Below are 24172 nucleotides of genomic sequence, written 5' to 3' on the forward strand. Positions count from 1 at the left end.
AAAGCCGGCAGAAGCCGGCTTTTTTATGGCATGTACGTTTGCGTTTAATGAACAACGCTATCTGGATGCTGTAAATCCGGTAATACGCTGCTAATGCCGGTGTTCAGCAATACGCCGGTATCTACAGTAAAAGAACCCGTGCCGGTGCTATCGCCGTCGCCGTCCGTCGCGTTAAAGCCAAAGTTTAATTGCAAGCTTTGTGGATTGGATAAGCTGGTGTATTGAAGACCGCTGACTGCGAATTTACCGGCAGTAACCTGTATCTTCAACTCGTCGTAACCGCCGCTGACGTTGATAGCCGGTGCGTAGCCACCGCCTGCAGGTGCGACAAAGTTAATGGTTCTGCTGGCTACTTCGACTCCGCTCCTATAAGCGGTCCACCTGAAGCCGTCCGCACCGCTTCCAATATCGGTTTCATTGAGTTGTACCGAGTTTACTAATTCCCTGGTGGTGATGTCGTAGTTGTTAACTGTGCCAAATTTATAGGTGATCACTTCTCCTCGATCCAATACGCTATCGTTGTTAACGCCGATATGGTTCTGATTGATCGCCAGGTCGCTGCCTTCCACAAGCAGCGAGTTTCCTACAGCAACTTTTCCGCTGATAGGGTCCTTCGTGGCATTGGTGAAAGCCAAGTTAGTTGGAGATGCAGCAGGCATATCCAGCACGTCGTGTAATACCAGTTTATATGCCCCATCCACGGCACCGTCCACTGTAGGCAACAGCGAAAACACCATGCGGTCGGCACCGAGGTCGGCAAATGTAGTCGTTAAAGCGCCGTTATCGACAAAAGCATAAAGCTCTTGCAAATTATCGCCGTTGCTGTCGAGAATCAGGTAAGAAATACCGTCCGCTCGGGACATTAACGTGCCATTGTTGTTAATCAAGGTCACGCCTCCGGAACTTCCAAAGCCGTCAAAACCCAAATCGTAATCGATCAAGCCGGTCAATGTTTGACCAGCGACATCTTGTAAATTTCCGTTACTGTTAATCACGACGGGTCCATCATCAAAAACGCTAGCGGTAAACGTAGTATTGGCAACGCTGCCATTCTGATCGGTTAACGTCGCCGAAAATGTAAAGCCAATAGCCGGTGACTCCGGGGCGGCCGTGTTTACGTGGGGCAAAGCATTCAGCAAGGTAAAGGTGTAGCTGTCATTGTTCACAACTACTTGATAAGAGCCGTCGTTGGCAGTCAGGGTTTGCGTAGCTGCGTCCCACGTTGCCCCGCTGGCCGATAAGACAACCGATGTTGGTGCTTGACCATTAATACGCAGCGTGCCGGTGTCGGCAGGGGGTAAGCTAGTGCCACTTTCGTCCACGATGACATCGCTGACAGTGACAGTAGGTACGTAATCTATGCTCACCTGAGCGGGATTGGACACCAAGCCCAAATTATCCGCAACAGTATAGGTAATAGGGGTTGGATTGCCGGTAAAGCCAGGCGTTGGCGTAAACGTAATGGCGCCAGTAGTGATATTGACAGTCCAAATGCCCTGGCCCTGCACCGCTAAAGGTTGACCGGGGCCAGTGCTGCCGACGATCTGCACGCTGGCGGGATTTAGCGTGCCGTCGGGGTCGTTGTCATTGTCTAGTACATCGATCGTAACGCTGCTGCCGGGGGTTAAACCTGTGACGCTGTCATTGCCTGCGATAGGCGGCAGGTTGCCGGAGATAACAGCGGCTTGGTCCGGATTCAATATCAAAACTTCCTGCACAATAGGCGGAAATGCCACCTCAGGACCCGTGGTATCGAAACCATTGGTGACGGGTGCTACCGGATTGAGATATTCGACAGTAACCGGCACATGGCCTTCGTTACCTGCCCCCGGTGCGCCTCCGGCCCCTGGTGCTCCGCCGGCGGCGGTAGCTTCGGCTATTGCGGTTGGATCGGCGCCGGCCAGTAAGGCGGCTTGGATTTCCTCTGCGCTTAGTCCTTGTGGTTGCGGGTTTTGCCCGGTCTGAGCGGGCTCGCCCTGTTCCAGTAAAGCGGCGCTCAGTGGCATGCTGTCATTGCCGCCCATGTCAACGAAGGAGCCGTTGGCAAGTTGTATCATCACCGTGCTGCCATCGGCAGTGGTCAAGATATCGGTTGGGTAAACGCGGTCGCCCACCTGCAAAATTCGTTTACTGCCGTCGGCGGCAATGGCGGTAACGGTGCCAGTTGCGATTTTAACGATGCCGATTTCTTGGGCCATGCTCTGCTCCGGAGATTATTCCAAATAAATAACGCGATTTAGTGACCGAATAATAAGCTAATTTCAACAAGTTGACATAGTGCCTTGGTTGGAAATTTGCAGACAGGAGCCATTAAGAGCTGCAAGACAGCATGGAACAGCCGGCGCGTTGCTTCGCCCAGTCTGGGCGTTTGGCGGCAAAACCCTGTTTATCCGGTTGTTCGACGTAAGGCTGACGCAGCACTTCGAGCAATTCCCCAACTAACGAAAAATCGCCTTGTTCGGCCTGGTCGATTGCCAATTGCGCCAGATAGTTACGTAATACGTATTTGGGATTGACCGCGTTCATCGCTGCACTGCGTTCCAGCGGTGGTCGGCCATCGCGTTGGCTGCGCAGGCGGTAGATTGCGAACCAGCGGGTAGCTTGCTCCATGATTTCGTCGGTTAATGGCTCGTAGCTGGTGCCCTGCAACAGCGCTAAAAATTGCGCCGGCGAATTGGATTCCGCGCTTACATCGACATCGGCCAGTTGCCGATAAAACAAGGTCATATCGGTTTCAGCGGCTTGCATTAGCTGCGTTAACTCATCGACCAAGGCCTGATCTTCGCTGGGCTCGAATGATGTTAAACCCAGCTTGGCTGCCATCATCGCCTGCCAGCCGACGTCGAAGGTTTCGGTGTAAGCCAATAAGGCTTGTTGCAAACTTTCGGCACGCATAATCAAGGGATACAACGCGTTGGCGAGTTGTACCAAATTCCAATAGGCGATTTTCGCCTGATTGCCGAACCGGTAGCGCCGGCCCTGAGCATCGGTGGTGTTGGGTGTCCAGTCCGGATCGTAATTTTCCAGCCAGCCGTAAGGACCGTAATCTATGGTTAAACCCAAAATCGACATATTGTCGGTGTTCATCACCCCATGCACGAAGCCTACGCGTTGCCAGTGCACGACCATTTCGGCGGTCTTGCGGCACACTTGTTTGAACCAGTCCAGGTAGACAGGAACTGAAGGTTCGCCCAGTTCCGGAAAATCGGTACGGATGGTGTAATCCACCAGTTTTTTCAGCGAATCGATGTCATCGCGCGCGGTGAATATTTGAAAACTGCCGAAGCGGGTAAACGACTGCGCCACCCTGCATACCACCGCGCCGGGTTCCATTTGCGGATTACCATCGTAAAACATGTCGCGCACCACTTGCTTACCGGTCAGGATTACACTCAAGGCGCGGGTAGTCGGTACGCCGAGATGATGCATCGCTTCGCTGCACAAAAATTCACGTATTGACGAACGCAGTACCGCCAGGCCGTCGGCGCTACGTGAGTAGGGTGTCACGCCGGCACCTTTCAGTTGCAAGGTATAACGTTGGTTACGCTGATTGACGACCTCGCCCAAGTTTATGGCCCGGCCATCGCCAAGCTGGCCGGCCCAATGGCCGAATTGATGGCCGCCGTAACACATCGCATAAGCGTCCATACCTTTTGCCAGCCGGCTGCCGGCGAACACCTGCGCAAAGTCCTCTGATTCGCAGGTCTGCACAGATATGCCCAAATCCTCCGCGACCTCCCTGGAATAAGCGACCAGCCTGGGCTGCTGCGCCGGTGTCGGGTTTGCCCGGGAATAACAGGCTGCATAAACCTGGCGCCGAAAATTGTCCGGTTCCGGATCACTAGGCAACTCGCGAATAAAACGATTGTCGAAGTTCAGATTATCGAGGGCTGAATTGTGGTTTTCGGTAGGCATGATGACATCTTATCGGTGGCTAAAAAATTTTCGAATCGCGGCTGGAACCGGCTAAGATAAGCCACTAACAGCTAGTTTATATCAATCAACTTTTCAATCAGGGAATACAAATGAAGAATTTTCTTGCAAAACGCGGACCACGCGCTTTTGGCTTTAGTTCACTTCTGTTAGTTGCCAGCCTTGCGACTACGCAATTGACCGGTTGCTTTACTGTTGGTCAAGAGTTTTCTCCCGTCAGAGTACCGGAAATCAAGGTCGGCCAAACCCGTAAGCAAGATATTACCGAAATGTTCGGTACGCCTTGGCGCACCGGCATGGAAGATGGTAAGCCTACCTGGACTTACGGGATCTACAAATATGCTTTGTTCGGCGGCAACGACTCTCAGGATTTGCTGATTCGCTTCGATGCGCAAGGTGTGGTGCGGTCTTACACCTTTAGCTCTACCCGCAAATAATCGCGGTGGCCGGTGTTTGCCCGCGGCATTTTAGCGATTTCGCTGTTACTGGCGTCCAGTAGCGGCGTAGCAAAAAAGCTTTATAAATATCAGGATGCCGAGGGCAACTGGTATTTTACCGATCAGGCCCCCGCGTCGAATCAGCCGGTAGAAGTCAGGCAATTAAAAGCCACCAGTCCGAAACGCGTTTGGCTGGAAAAAACCGCCGATGGTTTGCAACCGAGTTTTTTTGCGCTGAACGCGTATCCTGGGCCCATCGAACTGGCTGTCGATTGGCGTGAGCGGGAAAATGTCAGTGCCAATCCGGATTTGCCGCGCCGCTTTGTCGTCGAATCCGGGCAGTCCGGCAGCTTGTTTTCGCTTATTCCCAACGAGCGTGCCGGGTCTTATAGCGTCAATCTGCAATACAGCTATGTGGTTGGGCGGCCGTTACCGGGCTATGTTAGTCAGACACTTTATAAGCCACCCTTGCCGGCCGGCGCGCAGTTTCAAATTACCCAAGCCTTTAACGGTCCTTACAGTCATCACGATCAACAAAATCGTTATGCGGTAGATATCATGATGCCGGTTGATACGCCGATTTACGCGGCTCGCGCGGGTATCGTGCTGGAAGTGGAAAACGATTTCACCGGCAATGGCACTAGCCAGGCTTATGCCGGTAAGGCCAACAGCATCAGGATTCTGCATGAGGACGGTTCCATGGCGGTTTATGCGCACCTGGCTCTGGAAAAGGCCCAAGTCAATCCGGGAGTGCGGGTGGCAACCGGGCAGTTGATCGGCTACTCCGGCAATACCGGGTTGACGACCGGGCCGCATTTGCATTTTGCGGTGCAAATCAATCGCGGCATGGAACTGATTTCCGTGCCGTTTCAATTCGCCGACGCGGAGGGGCTGGCAGTGGAGCCAAGGCTCGGCCTTTGGTTGTTCGGACCCGCGTCTGCCATCGGCAATTAGCCATTGGCTACGGATCTAAAAAACCGGAAACAGCCGCGACCGGCGCATTTGGCTTGGTACATGGCATTATCGGCGTTTTTCATCAGGGTATTCGCCTCCAGGCCGTCATCGGGATAAACGGCAATACCTACGCTGGAAGAAATATCCAGCGTGTGTTGTTGAATCAAAAACGGCACATTTAAACTAGCCAAGATGTTTTCCGCTACTAATCCTGCTGCTGTTTGCCTGTCCAATTGACCGAGCAAAATCACAAACTCGTCGCCGCCCAAGCGTGACACGGTATCCGTTTCGCGCCTCACGCACGCTTCCAGGCGATTCGCGACTTCCTTCAATAAAAGGTCGCCGACATCGTGGCCGAAGCTGTCGTTGACGGGCTTGAATTTATCCAGATCCAGATAGAGCAAGGCCAGCAAGTTGTGTTCGCGTCTAGCCTGAGCGATGGCCTGATGCAGGCGGTCGATCAGCAAGGTGCGATTGGGCAGGTCGGTCAGCGCATCATAGTGGGCGAGGTGATGAATGTGTTGCTCTATGGCTTTGCGCGCCGTTATGTCCATCATCGTGCCGACATAATGGGTGATTTTGTCGTCCGCGCCTTTCACTGCACTGATGGTGAGCCATTCCGGAAATATATTGCCGTTCTTGCGCCGATTCCAGATTTCGCCTTGCCAGACGCCCTTGCTGTCGATCGATTGCCACATCTCCGCAAAAAACAGCGCGTCGTGAATGCCGGAATTGAGCAAATTCATTTTTTGACCGATGGCTTCTTCGCTGGAGTAGCCGGTAATCTCGGTAAACGATTTATTCACCTTTAAAATCACGGCATCGGCATCAGTAATCATCATGCCCTCCTGCGATTCGAAAGCGGTTGCGGCAATCCGCAGTTCGGTGTCCAGGCGCTTGCGTTCGCTGATGTTTTGCGCAAAGGTAAAACTCAGCTCCAAGCCATTGTGAGCGATATAGTGACAGGTGAGCTCGACCGGGAAAATCGTACCGTCCTTACGCCGGTGCCGGCTTTCGTGGCTGAGGATTTCGCAATCGCGCAAACGCCCCCAAATGCTTGACCAGCCACTGGCCGGAAAGTCCGGATCGAATTCCAACGGGGTCATACCCACCAATTCGTCCCGAGAATAACCTAAGGACTGGCAAGCGTAATCGTTGACATACGTCACCATGCCCAGTGGATCAAGACAGAAGAAAGCAGTTTTGCATTTATCGACCATGGTTTTGGTCAGCCACAACTCGTTTTCGATTTTCTTTAGCTCGGTGATGTCGTCGTATACCCCCAATACCCCGATCGTTTCGCCCCGACTGTTCCGTAGCGGCGCTTTGGAAGTTCGCAGCAGAATCTCCCGGCCATCGGGAGTGGTTTGCGGCTCTTCGTACGCCAGCTTAGGCACATTGGATTGCATTACCAGACGGTCATCGGCGCGGTAGAGCTCCGCCTGATCATGCCAGGACATTTGCTGATCGACTTTGCCGAGGATGTCTTCGGCGCCAGTTAAGCCGCCATCTCGAGCGAACTGCGAGTTGCAACCGAGATAGCGCGATTGCAGGTCTTTCCAAAATACCCGCATGGGTATGGTTTCGATCACCGATTGCAGCAGGCTACGCGATTCGGCGAGCGCGTTCATCGCTTCGATGCGTTTGGAAATATCGTAGAGCAAGACCAATTGCATTTTATGCTTGGCCCCGCCTATTAGCGTGGCGGTAGCCAGTACGTGTTTGTTCAGACCGTTTTTGCAACGGATTTTGATTTCTAGGGGCTGAAATTCAAGGTCGTAATTTTCAAAGCGTTTTTGCCATTCTGCGTTAATTATTTCGCGATAGGCCGGGTCAGGGAAGGCTCGCTGCTGCCATTCGGATAGGTTGGGAATATCTCGGAGCTGGTAGCCGAAGACCTTGGTAAATTCCGGATTCAGCATTTGCAGATGGCGCTTGTCGTCGAATAGCGCCAGCGGAATGGGCAGTGCGGTGACAATAGCACTCAACTGGATATTATCGTCGTTCAAGCTGCTCAGTTGATCTAAAAAAACAATGATCATCGCGGAGATCAACGAGGCCACAAGCAGCGAAGCGACTAAGCCGGTGAGTAGATAGTCGACACTGATTTCGCCTTTGAGCAGCAAATCCATCATCGCGACGATGGACTCTGTAAGTGCGGTAGCCAGAAAAACCGAAATAAGCCAAAGCTGGTATTTATTGATACGCTGTAAACGGCTGAGAAGAATATATTTCAAACTAGGCTTTAAGTACTTGTGCGGTAGAAACGCTCGGCCATTTACGAGATGTTTTGTACGCTAAAGCTTACATGTTTGTAGGTAAGTTTCAAAATTTTTCAGGAATTTTTCCTTTTTTTTGTCTATGGCTGCGTAAATAAACAATCAATGATCTGTACTACCTCGGCGATGAGCGACGAGGATGAATACGGCAATTAAACAAAATCCGGCACCCGCATAAAACGTAAACTCGGCGCCGTAGCTATCCCACAGTAAACCCGCCATGACGCTGGCCAACAGCATGGCGATGCCGCCCACCAAATTGAAAAAACCGTAAGCGGTGCCGCGCAGATCGGCGGGCGACGTGTCCGCGACCATTTTTGCCAGCAAGCCTTGAGTCATGCCCATGTGTACCCCCCAGAGTCCCACGCCGGCCAGCACGATTCGCCAATCGGCGCTACTGGCCAGCACCAGGTCCGCAGCGATCAGTACGACCAGTCCCCAGCCCAGTAATTTGCGATGAGATACGCTGTCGGACAGGCGGCCGAACGGATAGGCCGTGGCCGAATAAACGATGTTCATCGCCACCATCGCCAAGGGCAACAGTGCAATCGGAATGGCGCTTTGTTGCGCACGCAATACCAAAAATGCCTCGCTGAAACGCGCCAGCGTGAATACCGCGCCGATAGTCACCACGCGCCAATAGCCGGCATGTAAGCGCCGCAGATTGGCGCGCTTAATCGGATTACCGTGTTGCGCCCGCCGTAAATGCTTGGGTTCTTGCACGCCAAACAGCAACATCATGACCGACAAAACGCCGGGGATCACCGCCACCCAAAATACCGCCCGAAAATCATTAGCCCAAAGCAGCATTAGTGCCACCGCCAGCAATGGCCCCAGAAAAGAGCCAACCGTGTCCAATGATTGCCGTAAGCCGAAAGCTGCACCGCGAATTTCCGGCGGGGTGATGTCGGCTACCAGCGCGTCGCGTGGGGCACCGCGTATGCCCTTGCCGACCCGGTCCAGCAAGCGCGCGGTCAGGACCATGCCGTTGCTGCCGGCGATGGCAAACAAGGGTTTGGTCAAGGCTCCCAGGCTATAGCCGATCAAGGCTAGGCTTTTGCGCTTGCCCAGATAATCGCTGAGCACGCCGGAAAACACCTTCACGATCAGCGCGGTCGCTTCCGCGGCGCCTTCGATTAAACCTATGCTCAAACTGCTGGCATGCAAGGTGGTGAGCATGAATATCGGCAGCAGGCTGTGGATCATTTCCGAGGAAATATCCATCAACATACTGACAAAGCCCAATGCCCAAACACTTTTGGGGATTTGTCGCCAGATAGGTTTTGCGCCGGAGTGCGTCATGGAGGCTCTGTTTTGCTGTTCGTTTAAAGAAAATCACAGCGTCTAGTTTGCTGTAAAACACACCGCTAAGGTGGAATTTTATCGTCTTAAGGTCAGAGAGATTGACAATGCCCGTTAGCGATGTAAACGTAAGGCCATTTTTTGAACGGGAGGTTTTCATGATGCGCGGTTTATTCTTTTTGGCTTTATTGTTCAGTTCCGGTTTGCAAGCGGCATTGCAGGAGCAAACCGTCAGTTATACCGCCGGCGATACCACGCTAAAGGGCTATCTGGTATGGGACGACGCCAAGGGCGACAAACAGCCCGGCGTGTTGGTGGTTCACGAATGGTGGGGCTTGAACGACTATGCCCGGCAGCGCGCGAAAATGTTGGCGGAGCTGGGTTATACCGCGCTGGCGGTCGATATGTACGGCGACGGCAAATCCAGCGAGCATGCCGCCGAGGCATCGGCATTCATGAACAGTGTAGTGGAGCGGGCCGGCGTTTCGCAACTGCGTTTTACGGCGGCTTTGGCCTTTTTACAAAAACAAGCCAGCGTTGATAAGGGCAAGATTGCGGCGATAGGCTATTGCTTTGGCGGCGCGACAGTATTGAATATGGCGCGCCTGGGTACCGATCTGGCGGTGGTGGTAAGTTTTCACGGTAATCTGGCAACGCAAACCCCGGCGCGGGCCGGGCAAGTGAAGGCGCGGGTATTGGTGTTGAACGGCGCGGCCGACGAATTCGTCAGCGCCGATAGCGTTACGGCTTTTGAACAAGAAATGACCCAAGCCGGTGTGGACTATCGATTTGTCAACTATCCCGGCGTGCGTCACGGCTTTAGTAATCCCGATGCCGATAGATTGGGCAAAGCCAACAATCTACCTATCGCTTACGATGCCGACGCGGATAAACAATCGTGGGAAGCCATGCAGCAGCTGTTTCGCGAAGTTTTCAAGCAATAGCTAATCTTGATTCAAATCGGCGGCCGTCGGCGCATAGGCTTTGATAAACACGCTGACGGCGCGTTCGACTGTCGCTTTAACTTCTTTGGGTTTCAATTCTCGGCGGGCGTTGAACAAGCCCGATTCGTACACTTCCGATTCCAGCAGGCCGCGAAAATGCGCGGCCGCCACATTGGGGTCGGCACGCCGCAACTGGCCGGCATTCATCGCTTGTTCGAAAAATTGCGCGGTAAATTGCATGCCTTTGGCGGGGCCGTTTTCGAAAAACAGGCGGCCGGCTTCCGGCTGATTGGCGGCTGCGGCGATCAACATGCGCCGGGCCGCCAAGCTTTTCAAGCTCAGAAAATTACTCATCACGCCTTCGCCGAAACGCTGCAAGGTTGCCGTCAAGTCGTCGGAAGGTTGTAATAGCGCCAGGACCTGGTAGACCTGATCAGGCAGCGTGTCAAGCGACGCGCTGCCGCAGTTTGGCATCAGCAGCGAAAATAATTGCTCGCTATGCCGATCAGCGGAACGGCGCGCCAATTCCAGGAACAGCTGTTCCTTGGAGCTGAAATAGTTGTACAGCGTGGCCTTGGAGTGGCCGGCTGTCGCGGCGATTTCCGCCATGGTTGCTTGTTCGAAACCGACTTTTTCAAACATGGTTTTGGCCGCATCCAGAATGGCTTGGCAACGTTCTCCGCTTTTCTTTCTCATGGAACCTCTCTTATTCAAACGTGTCGGCTGAGTTTCGAGCGATAGGCCATTGTTTGGCTTATTCTAAACCCGATGGTTCAGTTTTAAATTGTCGTATAGACTTGGAGCTGAGTAATGTTTGCCGAGATTTTTCGTCATGATGACACACCTAACGCGTTCTATTAGCTTTTATAACCCTCGTTCCCAGCGCGGTATGGTTCGCGGCTCATTGCTTATCGGGATTTTTACCTTACTGGCATGCTTTGCTGCGCTTATAGTTTGGTTGTTAAGGCCGGAAAGTCCAGACGCTTCCGCTTTGGGGAAAGCGGCGCCGGCGCTAACTGTGACACGGGCATCGCCGCAATGGCGGCAATGGCCGACGACCATAGAAGCTTCCGGGGCGATAGCCGCCTGGCAAGAGGCTGTCATCGGCGCCCAGCAGACCGGATTACGGTTAATCGAAGTCAATGTCAATGTCGGCGACCAGGTAAAACGCGGTCAACTACTGGCCCGCTTCGATGCCGATATGCTGCGTGCCGATTTGGCGCAATTGAAAGCTAATCTGGCTCAGGCTCAGGCCACCGCCGTCCAAGCCGAAACCAACAAACAGCGCGTGCTGAAACTAAAAAACGCTGCGACGCTGAGTCAACAGGAGTTGTTGCGTTACGAAACCGAAGCGGAAACCTCCCGCACGCAGGTCGATGCGATCAAGGCCCAGCTGGCAGCCAAACAATTGCAACTGGGCTATGCCGAGGTGCGGGCACCAGACGATGGTGCGATCAGCGCGCGAATGGCGACTCTGGGGGCGGTGGCAGGCAGCGGGCAAGAGTTGTTTCGGTTGATTCGGCAAAATCGGCTGGAATGGCGCGGTGAATTGACTGCCGGGCAAATCGCGCAAATTCAGGCTGGGCAAGCGATTCAACTCAATCTGCCGGACGGCAGCGTTGCTCAAGCCAGGGTGCGGCAACTGGCGCCGGCCTTGGACGAGCAGTCGCGGCTGGGCATCATGTACGCCGATATCCTGCCCGGCAGCCACGCTCGGGCCGGAATGTATGCCAATGGCCGTATCGAGTTAAGTCAACGTCCGGCACTGGTTGTGCCGGCCGCCGGTGTGGTGATCCGCGACGGACGTAGCTATCTGCTGAAGCTGCACAGCGACGCCGAAACCTCGCCGGTTAGTTTACAGGCGGTCGATACCGGCCGTCGGTATGGCGTGGAAATTGAAATTGTGCAAGGTTTGAGCGAAACAGACCGCGTGGTGATAGAGGGTGCCGGCTTTCTCAATGATGGCGATCTAGTGCACATCGCGCCGACGGCAAGGGTTGATTGATGAGTTTTGCCTCTTGGTCGATCCGCAACCCCATCCCATCGATTTTACTGTTTATCTTACTGTCATTGGCCGGGCTGCGCGGCTTACAACAGTTATCGATACAGAGTTTGCCGGATCTGGATTTACCCAGCGTCATCGTTAAGCTTAATCAACCGGGCGCGGCGCCGGCACAGCTGGAAACCGAAGTGGCGCGCAAAGTCGAGGATTCGATTGCCACTTTGTCCGGTTTGAGACATATCCGCACCTCGATTACCGATGGCTTGGTGCAAATCAATGTCGAATTTATCCTGGAGAAAAAACTTTCCGATGCCTTGATCGAAACCAAGGACGCGGTGGACCGGGTGCGCTCGGATTTGCCCACCAGCGTACTGCAACCCAGCATCAGTGCGGTAACGGTGGGCGGAGCACCGATTTTGACCTACGCGATTGCCTCGACCAAGCTGGACGAGGAAGCCTTGTCCTGGCGGGTGGACGATAACGTCAGCAAAATCATGTTGGGCGTGGCCGGCGTCGGTCGTTTCGAACGTCTGGGCGGCGTACAACGCGAAATTCAATTGGAAGTCGATCCGGTGCGGCTGGCGTCGCTGGGTGTCACCGCCACCGATGTGTCGCGAGCCTTGAAGCAGGTGCAGCAGGAGTCCTCCGGCGGCCGCGGTAATTTGGGCTTGGCGGAGCAATCCGTGCGCACATTGGCTACGGTGCGGCAGGCCAACGAATTGGCGGCATTGCCGGTGGCGATAGCCAGCGGCCGCGAGGTGCGGTTGGATCAAATCGCCACGGTCCGCGATACTGTTGCCGAACGCACGCAATTGGCAGCGTTGGACGGCAAACCGCTGATCGGTTTTAACATCTACAGGGCCAAGGGTTTTGACGAAACCCGCATCGCTGCGGATGTGGAACAGGCCTTGGCGCGGATGCAGGAAGCCGATCCGTCCTTGAGCTTTACCTTGATTTCCGGTTCGGTAGCGTATTCGCAAGAGCAGTATGAAGGCTCGATGATGATGCTTTACGAAGGCGCGCTGTTGGCGGTCTTGGTGGTGTGGTGGTTCTTGCGCGATTGGCGGGCGACTTTGGTGTCGGCTTCGGCCTTGCCTTTGTCGATTCTACCGACGTTTGCGGTGATGCATTGGCTGGGGTTTTCCTTGAACATGTTGACCATGTTGGCTTTGGCTATCGTGGTCGGGATCTTGGTGGACGACGCGATTGTGGAAATCGAAAACATCGCCCGGCACGTGCGAATGGGCAAGAGCATCCGCCAGGCCGCCGCCGAGGCGGTCGATGAAATCGCGCTGGCGGTGATCGCCACCACCTTGACGCTGGTGGTGGTGTTTATGCCTACCGCGCTGATGAACGGCGTATCCGGACTGTTTTTTAGACAATTCGGCTGGACGGCGGTGGTCGCGGTGCTGGCGTCCTTGCTGGTAGCGCGCTTGCTGACGCCGATGCTGGCGGCTTATTTACTCACTGAGGGGCATCATCCGGCCAGCGTCGATGGTAGATTGATGCCAATTTACTTAAAAGCCGTGCGGTGGACACTATGTCATCGCAAGACCACGATGCTGCTATCCACGCTGTTTTTTATCGGCGCTTGCTTATTGCTGCCCTTGATTCCGGCGGGCTTCGTGCCGCCCGCCGATCGCGGCTACACCACGGTGCAACTCGAGTTGCCGCCGGGCAGTTCGATAAACGATGCCGGTCGCGTGGCCGAAGCGGCGAGAACCGTGCTGCAACCGCTGGCAGGTGTCGAGCATATTTTTACCGCGGTCGGCAGCAGTCAAATAGTCGGTGGCGGCGTGACCAGGCCGGGCGAACAACGCAAGGGGGCGCTGACCTTAACCTTAAGCGAGCGGGGGCAGCGGCCGCATCAATCGCATATTGAACAGGCGGTGCGGACGGTATTGCGCGAAGTGCCCGGCGCCCGCTTTTCCATTGGTATGGGTGGCCCTGGCGAGAAAATGTCTTTGATACTGTCCAGCGAGAATGCGGAGGCTTTAAAAGCCAGTGCGCAGGCTTTGGAGCGCGATTTGCGTACGGTGGGTACTTTGAGCAGTATCAGCTCCACGGCGAGTCTGGAACGCCCGGAAATTGCGATTCGGCCGGACTGGCAGCGTGCTGCTGAACTAGGCGTGACGGCCGAACTGATCGGTGAAACGGTGCGCATTGCTACCAGCGGCGATTTCGATGCCCAACTGGCCAAGCTGAATCTGGATAACCGCCAACTCGCGATTCGGGTAAGGATAGCCGATGCCGCGCGGCAGGATTTACAAGTACTGGCCAATCTGAGGGTTAGGGCCGGTGATAAGCTGGTGCCGCTATCCAGCGTGGCGGAGTTGTCGCTGGCTAGCGGCTCGGCGCAGGTTGATAGGTACGACAGGCGCCGCTATGTCACGGTCAACGCCGAATTGGGGGGCATGTCCCTGGGTGAGGCGCTGGCCGCCGCCAAGACTTTGCCGGCCGTGGCGAATATGCCGTCCAGCGTTAAATTGATTCGTACCGGCGACGCGGAAATTATGGCCGAACTGGTTAGCAGTTTCGGTATGGCGATGCTGACCGGCTTGCTGTGCGTGTTTTGCGTGTTGGTATTGCTGTTCAAAGATTTCTTTCAACCCTTGACCATCCTGTCCGCGATCCCCTTGTCGATGGGTGGCGCGTTTATCGCCTTGTTGCTGACCGGCGGCGAGTTGAATATTCCGTCGATGATAGGCTTGATCATGTTGATGGGCATTGTCACCAAAAACTCGATCTTGTTGGTGGAATATGCGTTGCTGGCGATGCGCGAACACGGTCTAAGTCGGCACGAGGCTTTATTGGATGCCTGTCATAAACGCGCCAGGCCGATTGTCATGACCACGGTGGCAATGATTGCCGGCATGTTGCCGATTGCCTTGGGATGGGGTGCGGATGCGAGCTTTCGTCAGCCGATGGCGGTGGCTGTGATCGGCGGCTTGATCAGCTCTACTTTGTTAAGTCTGCTGGTGGTGCCGGTGGTGTTTACCTATGTCGATGGCACTCGGCAAAGTCTGGTAAAGCAGTTGGGCGGTAACATGCCGAAGGGCGAATGAATTCGCCCCGCCAAATGGCTTTAACGAGTGCCGAATACCACGATGGTTTTACCGTGCGCGGTGATTAAGCCCTTGTCTTCCAGCTCCTTCAAAACCCGCCCAGCCATCTCCCGTGAACAACCGACGATGCGCCCGATTTCCTGGCGGGTGATATGCAACTGCATGCCGTCCGGATGAGTAATCGCGTCCGGCTCCTTGGCTAGGTCCAACAACGTGCGGGCGATACGGCCTTCCACGTCCATGAAGGCCAGGTCGCGGTATTTGCGGCTGGTAATCAGCAAACGCGTCGAGAGTTGTTCTCCCAGAACGGTCAGAATCTCGACGGCCTGGTCGCGCAAGTCGGCATTTAACAGCATTTTGAAGCGTTCGTAACCGATTTCCGCCATCTGGCATTTGGTCCGGGTTTTCACTAGCACGCTACGGGTATCGGCGTTTTTGAACACGCCGATCTCGCCGACGAAATCGTGCTTATTCAAGTAGGCCAGGATCAGTTCTCGGCCTTCTTCGTCTTCGACGCTGACGCTGACCGAACCGTCGACTACGAACAGTAACTTGTCGCCGACATCGCCAGGCCTGACTATAGTGATTTTGGCTGGATAGCTCCTAACATGGCAGAAGCGTAAAAAGGCGTCCAGGGCGGATGGAGAAATCTTGTTTTGTTTAACGAAGCTCATAATTTGTAATAATTCTGTGAACTAGATTGGTTACCCTATCAAGGTGCAGTAGTTTTACAAAAAAATCAAGACATTTGACGGGTTCGTTGTAAAATTCCCGACAATTTTGATTCTGGTTGGGATATGTCATGCAGGCAACGATTAAATGGGTCGACGGTAGATTATTCGTCGGCGAGTCCGGCAGCGGGCACACGGTAGTGATGGATGGGCCGCCAGACCACGGGGGTCGCAACCTGGGGCTACGGCCTATGGAAATGCTATTAATGGGCGTGGGTGGCTGTTCGTCGTTTGATGTAGTGGATATTCTGCAAAAAGGCCGCCACGAGATTGTGCATTGCACTGCCGAATTGACTGCGGAACGGGTGGATACCGTGCCGGCCGTGTTTAGCAAAATACATCTGCATTTCAAGGTGACCGGTAAAAATTTGCCGGTTGCCGCCGTGGAACGGGCGGTGAAATTATCCGCCGAAAAATATTGCTCGGCGTCCATTATGTTGGGCAAAGCGGGTGTGGAAATAAGTCATGATTTTGAAGTTATAGAGGGTTGATCGGTTGAGCAAATTACAGTTACACGGGTTTAACAACCTGACCAAGTCGTTGAGTTTTAATATTTACGATGTGTGCTATGCGCCCAAGGAGCAGGAAAAAGCCTATATCGAATATATCGACGAAGCCTATAACGCCAAGCGTTTGACTCAGATTTTAAAAGACGTGGCCAATATCATCGGCGCGCAAATTTTGAATATCGCCCATCAGGATTACGATCCACAAGGCGCCAGTGTGACGATGTTGATTTCGGAAGGTGCGGTGATTCCGGCCGGCATGAACTCAGAGTCGCCCGGCCCCTTGCCAGACACAATTTTGGCGCATTTGGATAAAAGCCACATCACCGTGCACACCTATCCGGAAAGTCATCCGGATACTGATATTTGTACGTTTCGCGCCGACATCGACGTGTCGACTTGCGGACAAATCTCACCGCTGAAAGCGTTGAACTATCTGATTCACAGCTTTGAGTCCGACATTGTGATCATGGACTACCGGGTGCGCGGCTTTACCCGCGACGTGTCCGGGCAAAAGCATTACATCGATCATAAAATCAATTCGATCCAGAACTACATCGCGGAAAGCACGAAAGAGCTATACCAGATGATCGACGTCAATGTGTATCAGGAAAACATCTTCCACACCAAGATGATGCTGAAAGAGACCGAACTGGAAAATTACTTGTTCGAGAAGGAAAGTAATTTCAGCGACGAGGATCAGGAAGAAATTCAAGGCATGCTGCAGGAAGAAATGGCCGAGATTTTTTACGGCCGGAATTTCTCTTAAGAATACGCTAGCTCAATCAACAGCCTCAGCGGTAACAGTTGCCGCTGGGGCTTTTTTGTTTATGGGGCCGGCTTACGAGAGGTTTTCTCGCGCATTTGTTCCTGATGTTGTTTACGCAAGTCGTCCATTTTCTGCATTTGTTCCGGGCTTAACACCTCTTTCATCCGGCTGTGCGACTCTTCGTGGATGGCGCGGAATTTTTCGTGTTGTTCTTTAAAAATCGCTTCCAGTTTGGTTTTTTGCTCAGGGCTGAGTTGCAGCAGTTTGTTCAAATGTTCTAGTTTGTGATCTACCGGCTGGCCGTAGTCGTTTTCGCTTGGATAGGCGAAGGCTGTTAAGGGCAAAGCCAGGATGATGGCGAGGAACAGGTTTTTTCGCATGTGCTAATCTCGAGTTAAGTTGGTGTGGTGCTTGATGTGCGAGCAAATTGATGCCGAAACGCCGGCAAAAGTTCACTACTCTGAAAAAGCCTTGGGATTATGTGAGGCCGCGCAGTCGATGCTGAAGCGTCTGGGTCGTTCAGACAGTTCCAGTGCCGTCAATTGTCCGCCCCACAAACAGCCGGTGTCTATCGAATAACAGTTATAGCCGTCGAAATAGCCCAGCGTGGACCAATGGCCGAAGATGATACGCATATCGATGCTTTTGCGGCCCGGCACTTCAAACCAGGGTAGTAAGTGATCGGGCTGGCTGCCGGGCGCACCTTTCGGCCCAAAATCCATCACGCCGTCCACAGTGCAATAACGCAGTCGGCTGAAGCAATTGATGGCAAAGCGCAGTTTTTCGGTTTTCAGCAAATCGTCGCGCCACACTACGGGTTTGTTACCGTACATGGAGCGGAAAAAACGTTCGTGATCCTGGCTTTGCATAGCTTGCTCGGTTTCGCGCGCCATGCGTAGTGTGGTTTCAAAATCCCACTGCGGCGGTAGGCCGGCGTGTAACATGCAAAAATCATCGTTGTGATGAAACAGCTTTTGATGCCTTAACCACGTTATCAGTTCCTCGCAATCCTCGGCTCGTAAAATATCGCCCAAGGTGTCTTTCCTGCCGGCCTTTCCCAGCGACACCACGGTAGCGATCAAATGCAGATCGTGGTTGCCCAGCACGGTAACGGCAGCCGGGCCCAAGCCCTTTACAAATCGCAGTGTTTCCAACGATTTTGGGCCGCGGTTGACCAGGTCACCGGCCAGCCAGAGTTGATCCCGGCCGGGCTCGAAGCTTATATGGTCCAGTAAGCGGCGGAACTCGTCGTAACAGCCCTGAATGTCACCAATTGCATAAATCGCCATTAGTGCAGCGTTCTAGGTATCGATAAAGTGAATTTAGGAATGGCTGCGTTAAAATTCTCGCCGGCGTCCGATTGCATTTGATATTTGCCCTGCATCACGCCGACCGGGGTTTCTATCATCGCCGCGCTGGTATAGCGGAACGAGTCGCCGGGGCTGAGATGCGGGTTTTCTCCCACCACGCCGTCGCCGTTTACTTCCTGCACCTTGCCGTTGGCATCGGTGATTAACCAGTGCCGGGTCAGCAATTTTGCCGGCGTGGAACCGACGTTGGTGATAGTGATGGTATAGGCAAACACATAGCGGTTCTGTTCGGGGGACGATTGGGCCTCGATGTAGTAGGGTTGGGCTTCAACTAAAACTTTGTTTTTTTCGCTCATTGATAGATGATGTAAATCAGTATTTGCCTTATTTCAACCCAACTCATACCCAAACGCAAGCAAGCAATCCGATGAATATCCGCAGATTTCTAAGTGTCGGGCTAATCGCCTTGTCAGTGCAGGCGCTTGCCGAAGACAATAAGGATTTATTTGCCGCCGCCGCCACCGGCAAGCTGGATCGTGTCGAGGCTCTACTGGCGCAAGGACTGGACGTCAACGGTAAGCTTGAAACGGAGCGCACAGCACTGATGGCTGCCAGTTTTAACGGCAATTTACGGATTGTCAAGGCGCTACTGGCTTATGGTGCCGACGTTAATCTGGCGGATAAGCTGGGCTCCACCGCGCTAACGGATGCAGTAATGTTCGGCAGCGCCGACATTGTTGGCGTGTTAATCGCAGCCGGCGCCAACGTCAATGCCACGGATAGCCAGAGCGTGAAAATTCTCGACAAGGCCAAAAAATTGGGTCGGGAAAACATCGTAAAGCTGTTAGAAGCGGCCGGCGCCAAAGGCTCGGAAGCCAAAGTCGAAGAAAAAATCGAAGGCGAACCCAAACCCGCCGAGGAAAAAAAGCCGGAAGAACCCAAAAAATGATGCAACCAGTTCAAAACCCAATTTCCGGGCTTACATCTAATTAAACCCCGCTAAAATTATCAGAATGACAGACTCACAAAAGCCACTACACATCCACATCCTCGGCATTTGCGGCACCTTCATGGGTGGCCTGGCCTTAATCGCTCGGGAACTGGGCTACACCGTTAGCGGTTCGGATCAGAATGTCTATCCGCCGATGAGCACGCAACTGGAAGAGCAAGGCATACGGCTGATGAACGGCTATAAAGCCGAAAACCTGGACTGCAAACCCGATTTGGTGGTGGTCGGTAATGCCATGTCGCGCGGCAATCCGGAAGTGGAAGCGGTATTGAACTTAGGCTTGCCGTATATCTCCGGCCCGCAATGGCTGGCGGAACACGTGTTGCAGCATAAATGGGTATTGGCGGTGGCCGGTACGCACGGCAAGACCACTACTAGCAGCATGCTGGCTTGGGTGCTGGAACACAATGGTTTCAAGCCGGGTTTTCTGATTGGCGGCATTCCGCTGAATTTCGGTATTTCGGCGCGTTTGGGTGAGTCGGATTTTTTCGTGATCGAAGCCGACGAATATGACTGCGCCTTCTTCGATAAGCGCTCCAAATTCGTGCATTACAGGCCCAGAACCGCAATCCTGAACAACCTGGAATACGATCACGCCGACATCTTCGAAAATCTGGACGCGATCAAAAAGCAGTTCCACCATCTGGTGCGCACCATTCCCAGCCAAGGACTGATCATTTCCCCGGCTTGCGAACGGCATGTGATGGAAGTGCTGGACATGGGGTGCTGGACACCGCTCGTGAAAACCGCCATCGATGGCGAAGGCGGCTGCATGGATGTAGGAGGTAGGGCAACGCAGGGAGCGGTTGCCGACGACTGGCAGGCGCACTTGTTAAAAGCTGACGGCAGCCGTTTTAGCGTTAGTTTTGCCGGTGAAGAACAAGGTACAGTCGATTGGAGCTTAACTGGTCGTCATAGCGTTTACAACGCCCTATCCGCCATCGCTGCCGCCCGGCATATTGGCATCGCTCCGGCAGGGGCGATAGCCGCGTTGCAGCAATTTCAAAGCGTTAAACGGCGGATGGAAGTCATCGTCAAAAGTGCTGGCGTTACCGTTTACGACGACTTTGCTCACCACCCAACCGCGATAAAGACCACGCTGGATGGCTTGCGTAAACAAGTTGGGAGCGAAAAAATTCTGGCCATCGTCGAGCCGCGCTCCAACACTATGCGCCTAGGCGTGCATACCCAATCCTTGGCCGAATCGTTGGCTCAGGCCGACCAAGCTATCGTATATCAGCCGGACAATTTGGGCTGGGATTTGAGTCAGCTGCTGAGATACGCCGGCAATATCGAGATTTGCAATGACCTGGAAAGCATTATTTCGACCATCAAAGCTCAGGCCGGCGGCGTTTGTCATGTGTTGTTGATGAGTAACGGCAGTTTCGGTGGCATTTATAAACGTTTGCGGGATGAGTTGTAAGCCATGAATCGCGTCGAAATCCGCTACTGCACCCAATGCCGGTGGCTGCTGCGGGCGGCCTGGGTGGCGCAGGAATTGTTGAGTACCTTCGAACAGGAGTTGACCGAACTGGTATTGCAGCCGGATACCGGCGGCATCTTTGAAGTACGCGCCAACGGCGAACTAGTCTGGTCCCGCAAACAGCAAGGCAGATTTCCAGAGATTACCGAGTTAAAACAATTGGTGCGCGACCAAATAGCCCCGGAGCGAGACCTGGGGCATGTCGACCGCAAGCCTGCGCCGCAGTCTTGAGTCGGCTGCGCTGTCATCAAACAAGGCCAAGCTGTCTGAGATTATGCTCCCGGAAGACGACGCCACCATCATCAAATCAAAAGACGACGATCTGACCCGGATCAAACCGCGCCCTTATCCGCAGGTGTTGGACTTGGGCGGCAAGCCCGCGCTGGACAGTAAGTTCAACGACGACTATTCCTTGCGCGGCGCCGTGGGGGTGGGCGGCGGCGGTCAGGTTTTGCTGGGGTTTGACGAGCGCATCGGCCGGGAAGTGGCGATTAAGGAATTATTGGATCAGGCTGCGAATGAGGATATTGAGCTAAGCGCACGTTTTCTGCGTGAAGCCCGCATTACCGGCCGTCTGGAACATCCTGGCATTGTACCGGTTTACGATTTGGGCACGAAACAGAGCGGTGCGCCTTACTATGTGATGCGCTTGGTGCGTGGCGATACGCTGGCCAAAGCGTTAAAAACCTGTAATGACGAGGTGTTGGCCGAGCATGCGCTGTCGCGGCGACTGAGCTTGTTGGACAGATTAATCGACGTTTGCGAAGCCGTGGCTTATGCCCACTCCAAAGGCGTGATTCATCGCGATATCAAGCCCGGCAATATCGTGCTGGGCTCGTTCGGTGAAACAATTGTTTTGGACTGGGGCTTGGCCAAGGTCGAAAACGAAGCCGATCTGGCGCCGCTGGTGTCTGCCGCTCTCAGCAAGCCCGGCAATGATGCCGATCTGACCCGGATGGGCGATATTCTCGGCACCCCGGCTTATATGGCGCCGGAACAAGCCAATCCCGATTTCGGTGGCGTGGACGCTCGTTCCGATGTGTTCGCCTTGGGGTGCATTCTTTATTACCTCCTGGCCGGCCATCCGCCGCTGCGCGGCAGCGCTGATGAGATTTTGGCGCAGCTTAGCTCGTTGGCGCCCATGCCGTCGGCTCGGGATCCCAAACTGCCCATGCCGCCCGAATTGATCGCTATCTGCGACAAGGCCTTGGCCAAGGACAAATCGCTACGCTTTCCGAATGCGGCAGCACTTGCCGACGAATTGCGCGCCTACCGCGACGGCCGCCTAGTGAGCGCCTATGCCTATTCGCGCAGTGAACTGCTGCGCCGTTTCATCGCCCGCAACAAGGTCGCGCTGGTTGCCAGTCTGGCGGTATTACTGGCAATTTTGATCGGTGCCGGGCTGGCATTCAAATTTGGGGTGGAGGCGCATAAAGCGCGGAATTTGGCGGTGGCCGAAGGCGAAATCGTCAAGCAGGAAAAGCAGCAAGTCGAGCGCGCGCTGGCCGATGTCACCCGTATTTCCAACCATAACTTGACAGCCGCCAACCAAATCGCGGACAGCATCTTGGGCAACCTCAACGAGATGCGCATGGGTATGCAGCAAGCGGCTGGGTCCCTACGAACCAATGCCGATTTAGCAGCATCCAGTGGTTTACTGGATGGCTTGCTGCAACGTTATCCGCGTGGTGAAAGTTTTGCCACGACGCGCGCGCCCGGCACTATCGTTGCGGTGGCTCCGGCCAAATATCGACAAGCGCTGGGCGCCGATACCTCGCAACTCGAGCACAACCGGATGACTTTGGAACGGGGCGTGCCGATTCTGAGCAGGATTTATCAAGCCCCAGAAGGCTTCGCCGCCGTTACTATGGTAGTGCCGATCAAACAGGGCAAAACCATCCCGGGATTTATTTCCATGCGTATCAAACCGGTCGATTTTCTCGGTGGTTTACTGGCGGAGGATGCTCAGAGTAAAAAACGCACAGTGTGGGTCGTGCAGGATGATGGCCTGCTGCTTTACGATACCGATCCTCAGGAGATTGGCCTTAATTTGTTCCGTGAGGAACGCTTCAACCAGATACCGGAACTGCGCCAGCTCGCTGCTGAAATCGCCGATCAAGATGCCGGAGTGGGCTATTACCAAAGCCAGTCAGCCGGTCAATCCGAGCCTTCGCGGCAGATAGCGGCCTGGGTGAGCTTGCGGCCGGCGGAGAATCGGGGGTGGAAGGTGGTGGTGTTGGAGGCTTGGTGATATTGTGTTGCCTGAGTTCGGCGTTTTTGTCGTGGGTCGACAAAGTCCGGTTCTCAGTGCGGCAGTCGGGGTGAAAGCCGGATTGTCCCTAAAATGACGCGATAAATTACTTATGGATTGAAGCGCTAATAAGCGGTAAGCAAAACTTTGCGTGTGTTTTCAGCCAAATCCTATGTCATCAATAGCCTGTTAAAGTTCATTGCGGGATAAAGCCTCTGAGAAACAGTCGTTCTTATTTGGTCGACCATTACACGTCCGTCTGGCTTGCGAATTGTAGCGCTAGATTTATTGAGCACATTATGCCTAGGTTTCTTTAGCGTACTGCGTTCGGCAAGACAAAGTATTAGGCAAAAAAAAGGCGCATTGCCTAGGCAATGCGCCTTGTCTCAAATTTAAGCTAATGCTTACAGTTTGTCAGCATTTTTACTCAGATATTCAGCTACACCGGCAGGGTTGGCATTCATGCCAGCGTCACCTTTAGTCCAGCCAGCAGGGCAAACTTCGCCGTGCTCTTCATGGAATTGCAGTGCATCAACCATGCGCAACATTTCGTCAAAGTTGCGGCCCAGAGGCAAGTCGTTAACGACTTGGTGACGGACAACACCTGCTTTGTCTATCAAGAAACTGCCGCGGAAAGCTACGCCACCAGCGGATTCAACATCATAGTCTTTGCAGATGCTATGCGTCATGTCAGCTGCCAGGGTGTAACGGACTGGACCAATGCCGCCTTGATTTACCGGGGTGTTGCGCCAAGCGTTATGGGTAAAGTGCGAGTCAATTGACACGCCGACCACTTCAACGCCGCGGCTTTTGAATTCGTCGATACGATGATCCAGAGCAATTAATTCGCTTGGGCAAACGAAGGTAAAATCCAATGGATAAAAGAAAAGTACTGCATATTTGCCGCTAGTCGCACCCGAAAAACTGTAAGAGTCAACAATTTGACCGTCGCCTAATACCGCAGGAACTGTAAAGTCAGGGGCTTGCTTACCTACTAAAACGCTCATCAATTTTCTCCAAAATTATTTACAAAACAAAAGGTTAAGAGGATGTTTGCGCCTCTGCGAGAAGGCTGAGTCTTATTCTACACCAATTTAGTTGGTATTCACCTAATAATCCCGGCAAATTCCGCTTGCAAGACAGTCGATTTCGCGCTAATTTGTAATCCATAGCTTACACAATTAACAGGCGGTCTGC

At 53.7% G+C, this 24172-nt stretch carries 21 protein-coding genes; 11 read left to right on the top strand and 10 right to left on the bottom strand.

What is annotated here, in order from left to right; genetic code table 11:
- Positions 1-44 precede the first annotated feature (44 nt).
- Both NP589_RS16710 and NP589_RS16715 read right to left on the bottom strand, forming a co-directional pair.
- The gene (locus NP589_RS16710; protein WP_256608017.1) at positions 45-2198 is read right to left on the bottom strand and encodes a retention module-containing protein; all 2154 of its coding nucleotides are present in this window, start codon (positions 2196-2198) and stop codon (positions 45-47) included.
- 112 nt (positions 2199-2310) lie between these two features.
- Entirely contained in the window at positions 2311-3915 is a 1605-nt protein-coding gene (locus NP589_RS16715; RefSeq protein WP_256608018.1) for a protein adenylyltransferase SelO, read from the bottom strand.
- Positions 3916-4025: 110 nt separating this feature from the next.
- Here NP589_RS16715 and bamE point away from each other — a divergent pair, with 110 nt between their 5' ends.
- Both bamE and NP589_RS16725 read left to right on the top strand, forming a co-directional pair.
- Entirely contained in the window at positions 4026-4370 is a 345-nt protein-coding gene (gene bamE / locus NP589_RS16720; RefSeq protein WP_020484282.1) for an outer membrane protein assembly factor BamE domain-containing protein, read from the top strand.
- 12 nt (positions 4371-4382) lie between these two features.
- Positions 4383-5324 carry a peptidoglycan DD-metalloendopeptidase family protein gene (locus tag NP589_RS16725; protein ID WP_256608019.1) on the top strand — a complete coding sequence of 314 codons (942 nt, stop codon included), beginning with the start codon at positions 4383-4385 and terminating at the stop codon, positions 5322-5324.
- Here NP589_RS16725 and NP589_RS16730 read toward each other — a convergent pair.
- Complete coding sequence (locus NP589_RS16730) at positions 5321-7561, bottom strand: PAS domain S-box protein (protein ID WP_256608020.1); 2241 nt, start codon at positions 7559-7561, stop codon at positions 5321-5323. The genes NP589_RS16725 and NP589_RS16730 overlap by 4 nt on opposite strands.
- Before the next feature lie 144 nt (positions 7562-7705).
- Complete coding sequence (locus tag NP589_RS16735; protein ID WP_256608021.1) at positions 7706-8905, bottom strand: MFS transporter; 1200 nt, start codon at positions 8903-8905, stop codon at positions 7706-7708.
- A 158-nt stretch (positions 8906-9063) separates the two neighbouring features.
- Between NP589_RS16735 and NP589_RS16740 the strand changes: the two genes are divergently transcribed.
- On the top strand, positions 9064-9849 hold the full coding sequence (locus tag NP589_RS16740) for a dienelactone hydrolase family protein (RefSeq protein ID WP_256608022.1): 786 nt from the start codon (positions 9064-9066) through the stop codon (positions 9847-9849).
- Here the strand turns inward: NP589_RS16740 and NP589_RS16745 are convergent, their stop codons facing one another.
- Complete coding sequence (locus NP589_RS16745; RefSeq protein WP_256608023.1) at positions 9850-10545, bottom strand: TetR/AcrR family transcriptional regulator; 696 nt, start codon at positions 10543-10545, stop codon at positions 9850-9852. It lies immediately after the preceding gene.
- 322 nt (positions 10546-10867) lie between these two features.
- On the opposite strand from NP589_RS16745, the gene NP589_RS16750 reads away from it, so the two are divergent.
- The gene (locus NP589_RS16750; RefSeq protein ID WP_256608024.1) at positions 10868-11854 is read left to right on the top strand and encodes an efflux RND transporter periplasmic adaptor subunit; all 987 of its coding nucleotides are present in this window, start codon (positions 10868-10870) and stop codon (positions 11852-11854) included.
- The gene (locus NP589_RS16755; RefSeq protein WP_256608025.1) at positions 11854-14916 is read left to right on the top strand and encodes an efflux RND transporter permease subunit; all 3063 of its coding nucleotides are present in this window, start codon (positions 11854-11856) and stop codon (positions 14914-14916) included. The genes NP589_RS16750 and NP589_RS16755 overlap by 1 nt, the downstream gene beginning before the upstream one ends.
- A gap of 20 nt (positions 14917-14936) precedes the next feature.
- Here NP589_RS16755 and crp read toward each other — a convergent pair whose 3' ends face one another.
- Positions 14937-15590 (bottom strand): cAMP-activated global transcriptional regulator CRP, encoded by a 654-nt coding sequence (gene crp, locus NP589_RS16760; protein WP_256608026.1) that lies wholly within the window; start codon positions 15588-15590, stop codon positions 14937-14939.
- Positions 15591-15718: 128 nt separating this feature from the next.
- Between crp and NP589_RS16765 the strand changes: the two genes are divergently transcribed.
- Positions 15719-16138: an OsmC family protein gene (locus NP589_RS16765; RefSeq protein ID WP_064035748.1), complete on the top strand. Its 420-nt coding sequence runs from the start codon at positions 15719-15721 to the stop codon at positions 16136-16138.
- 4 nt (positions 16139-16142) lie between these two features.
- Complete coding sequence (gene speD / locus NP589_RS16770; protein ID WP_256608027.1) at positions 16143-16922, top strand: adenosylmethionine decarboxylase; 780 nt, start codon at positions 16143-16145, stop codon at positions 16920-16922.
- 59 nt (positions 16923-16981) lie between these two features.
- Here the strand turns inward: speD and NP589_RS16775 are convergent, their stop codons facing one another.
- From NP589_RS16775 to apaG, 3 genes are all read right to left on the bottom strand, one after another.
- Positions 16982-17302: a periplasmic heavy metal sensor gene (locus NP589_RS16775; protein WP_256608028.1), complete on the bottom strand. Its 321-nt coding sequence runs from the start codon at positions 17300-17302 to the stop codon at positions 16982-16984.
- Positions 17303-17377: 75 nt separating this feature from the next.
- The gene (locus NP589_RS16780) at positions 17378-18211 is read right to left on the bottom strand and encodes a symmetrical bis(5'-nucleosyl)-tetraphosphatase (protein ID WP_256608029.1); all 834 of its coding nucleotides are present in this window, start codon (positions 18209-18211) and stop codon (positions 17378-17380) included.
- On the bottom strand, positions 18211-18588 hold the full coding sequence (apaG, locus tag NP589_RS16785) for a Co2+/Mg2+ efflux facilitator ApaG/CorD (protein WP_020484295.1): 378 nt from the start codon (positions 18586-18588) through the stop codon (positions 18211-18213). Before apaG ends, NP589_RS16780 begins: the two co-directional genes overlap by 1 nt.
- A gap of 71 nt (positions 18589-18659) precedes the next feature.
- Here apaG and NP589_RS16790 point away from each other — a divergent pair, with 71 nt between their 5' ends.
- The 4 genes from NP589_RS16790 to NP589_RS16805 all read left to right on the top strand — a co-directional run bounded on the left by NP589_RS16790 (position 18660) and on the right by NP589_RS16805 (position 22975).
- Positions 18660-19181, top strand: coding sequence for an ankyrin repeat domain-containing protein (locus NP589_RS16790; protein WP_256608030.1), 522 nt, complete (start codon positions 18660-18662; stop codon positions 19179-19181).
- Between the two features lie 64 nt (positions 19182-19245).
- Complete coding sequence (mpl, locus tag NP589_RS16795; RefSeq protein ID WP_256608031.1) at positions 19246-20664, top strand: UDP-N-acetylmuramate:L-alanyl-gamma-D-glutamyl-meso-diaminopimelate ligase; 1419 nt, start codon at positions 19246-19248, stop codon at positions 20662-20664.
- A gap of 3 nt (positions 20665-20667) precedes the next feature.
- Complete coding sequence (locus tag NP589_RS16800) at positions 20668-20955, top strand: Rdx family protein (protein WP_256608032.1); 288 nt, start codon at positions 20668-20670, stop codon at positions 20953-20955.
- Positions 20924-22975 (top strand): serine/threonine protein kinase, encoded by a 2052-nt coding sequence (locus NP589_RS16805; protein WP_256608033.1) that lies wholly within the window; start codon positions 20924-20926, stop codon positions 22973-22975. The genes NP589_RS16800 and NP589_RS16805 overlap by 32 nt, the downstream gene beginning before the upstream one ends.
- A gap of 404 nt (positions 22976-23379) precedes the next feature.
- Here the strand turns inward: NP589_RS16805 and NP589_RS16810 are convergent, their stop codons facing one another.
- The gene (locus NP589_RS16810) at positions 23380-23982 is read right to left on the bottom strand and encodes a peroxiredoxin (RefSeq protein WP_064009166.1); all 603 of its coding nucleotides are present in this window, start codon (positions 23980-23982) and stop codon (positions 23380-23382) included.
- Positions 23983-24172 lie beyond the last annotated feature (190 nt).

Source organism: Methylomonas rosea (assembly GCF_024505055.1).
GTDB classification, from domain to species: domain Bacteria; phylum Pseudomonadota; class Gammaproteobacteria; order Methylococcales; family Methylomonadaceae; genus Methylomonas; species Methylomonas rosea.

What these genes read in the sequence shown, in the direction of transcription:
- apaG (WP_020484295.1), bottom strand. Translation starts at nt 18,588, where the DNA reads ATGAGCGAAAAAAACAAAGTTTTAGTTGAAGCCCAACCCTACTACATC.
- NP589_RS16775 (WP_256608028.1), bottom strand. Translation starts at nt 17,302, where the DNA reads ATGCGAAAAAACCTGTTCCTCGCCATCATCCTGGCTTTGCCCTTAACA.
- bamE (WP_020484282.1), top strand. Translation starts at nt 4,026, where the DNA reads ATGAAGAATTTTCTTGCAAAACGCGGACCACGCGCTTTTGGCTTTAGT.
- NP589_RS16800 (WP_256608032.1), top strand. Translation starts at nt 20,668, where the DNA reads ATGAATCGCGTCGAAATCCGCTACTGCACCCAATGCCGGTGGCTGCTG.
- NP589_RS16805 (WP_256608033.1), top strand. Translation starts at nt 20,924, where the DNA reads ATGTCGACCGCAAGCCTGCGCCGCAGTCTTGAGTCGGCTGCGCTGTCA.
- NP589_RS16810 (WP_064009166.1), bottom strand. Translation starts at nt 23,982, where the DNA reads ATGAGCGTTTTAGTAGGTAAGCAAGCCCCTGACTTTACAGTTCCTGCG.
- mpl (WP_256608031.1), top strand. Translation starts at nt 19,246, where the DNA reads ATGACAGACTCACAAAAGCCACTACACATCCACATCCTCGGCATTTGC.
- NP589_RS16790 (WP_256608030.1), top strand. Translation starts at nt 18,660, where the DNA reads ATGAATATCCGCAGATTTCTAAGTGTCGGGCTAATCGCCTTGTCAGTG.
- NP589_RS16735 (WP_256608021.1), bottom strand. Translation starts at nt 8,905, where the DNA reads ATGACGCACTCCGGCGCAAAACCTATCTGGCGACAAATCCCCAAAAGT.
- NP589_RS16765 (WP_064035748.1), top strand. Translation starts at nt 15,719, where the DNA reads ATGCAGGCAACGATTAAATGGGTCGACGGTAGATTATTCGTCGGCGAG.
- NP589_RS16715 (WP_256608018.1), bottom strand. Translation starts at nt 3,915, where the DNA reads ATGCCTACCGAAAACCACAATTCAGCCCTCGATAATCTGAACTTCGAC.
- NP589_RS16745 (WP_256608023.1), bottom strand. Translation starts at nt 10,545, where the DNA reads ATGAGAAAGAAAAGCGGAGAACGTTGCCAAGCCATTCTGGATGCGGCC.
- NP589_RS16710 (WP_256608017.1), bottom strand. Translation starts at nt 2,198, where the DNA reads ATGGCCCAAGAAATCGGCATCGTTAAAATCGCAACTGGCACCGTTACC.
- crp (WP_256608026.1), bottom strand. Translation starts at nt 15,590, where the DNA reads ATGAGCTTCGTTAAACAAAACAAGATTTCTCCATCCGCCCTGGACGCC.
- NP589_RS16755 (WP_256608025.1), top strand. Translation starts at nt 11,854, where the DNA reads ATGAGTTTTGCCTCTTGGTCGATCCGCAACCCCATCCCATCGATTTTA.
- NP589_RS16740 (WP_256608022.1), top strand. Translation starts at nt 9,064, where the DNA reads ATGATGCGCGGTTTATTCTTTTTGGCTTTATTGTTCAGTTCCGGTTTG.
- NP589_RS16780 (WP_256608029.1), bottom strand. Translation starts at nt 18,211, where the DNA reads ATGGCGATTTATGCAATTGGTGACATTCAGGGCTGTTACGACGAGTTC.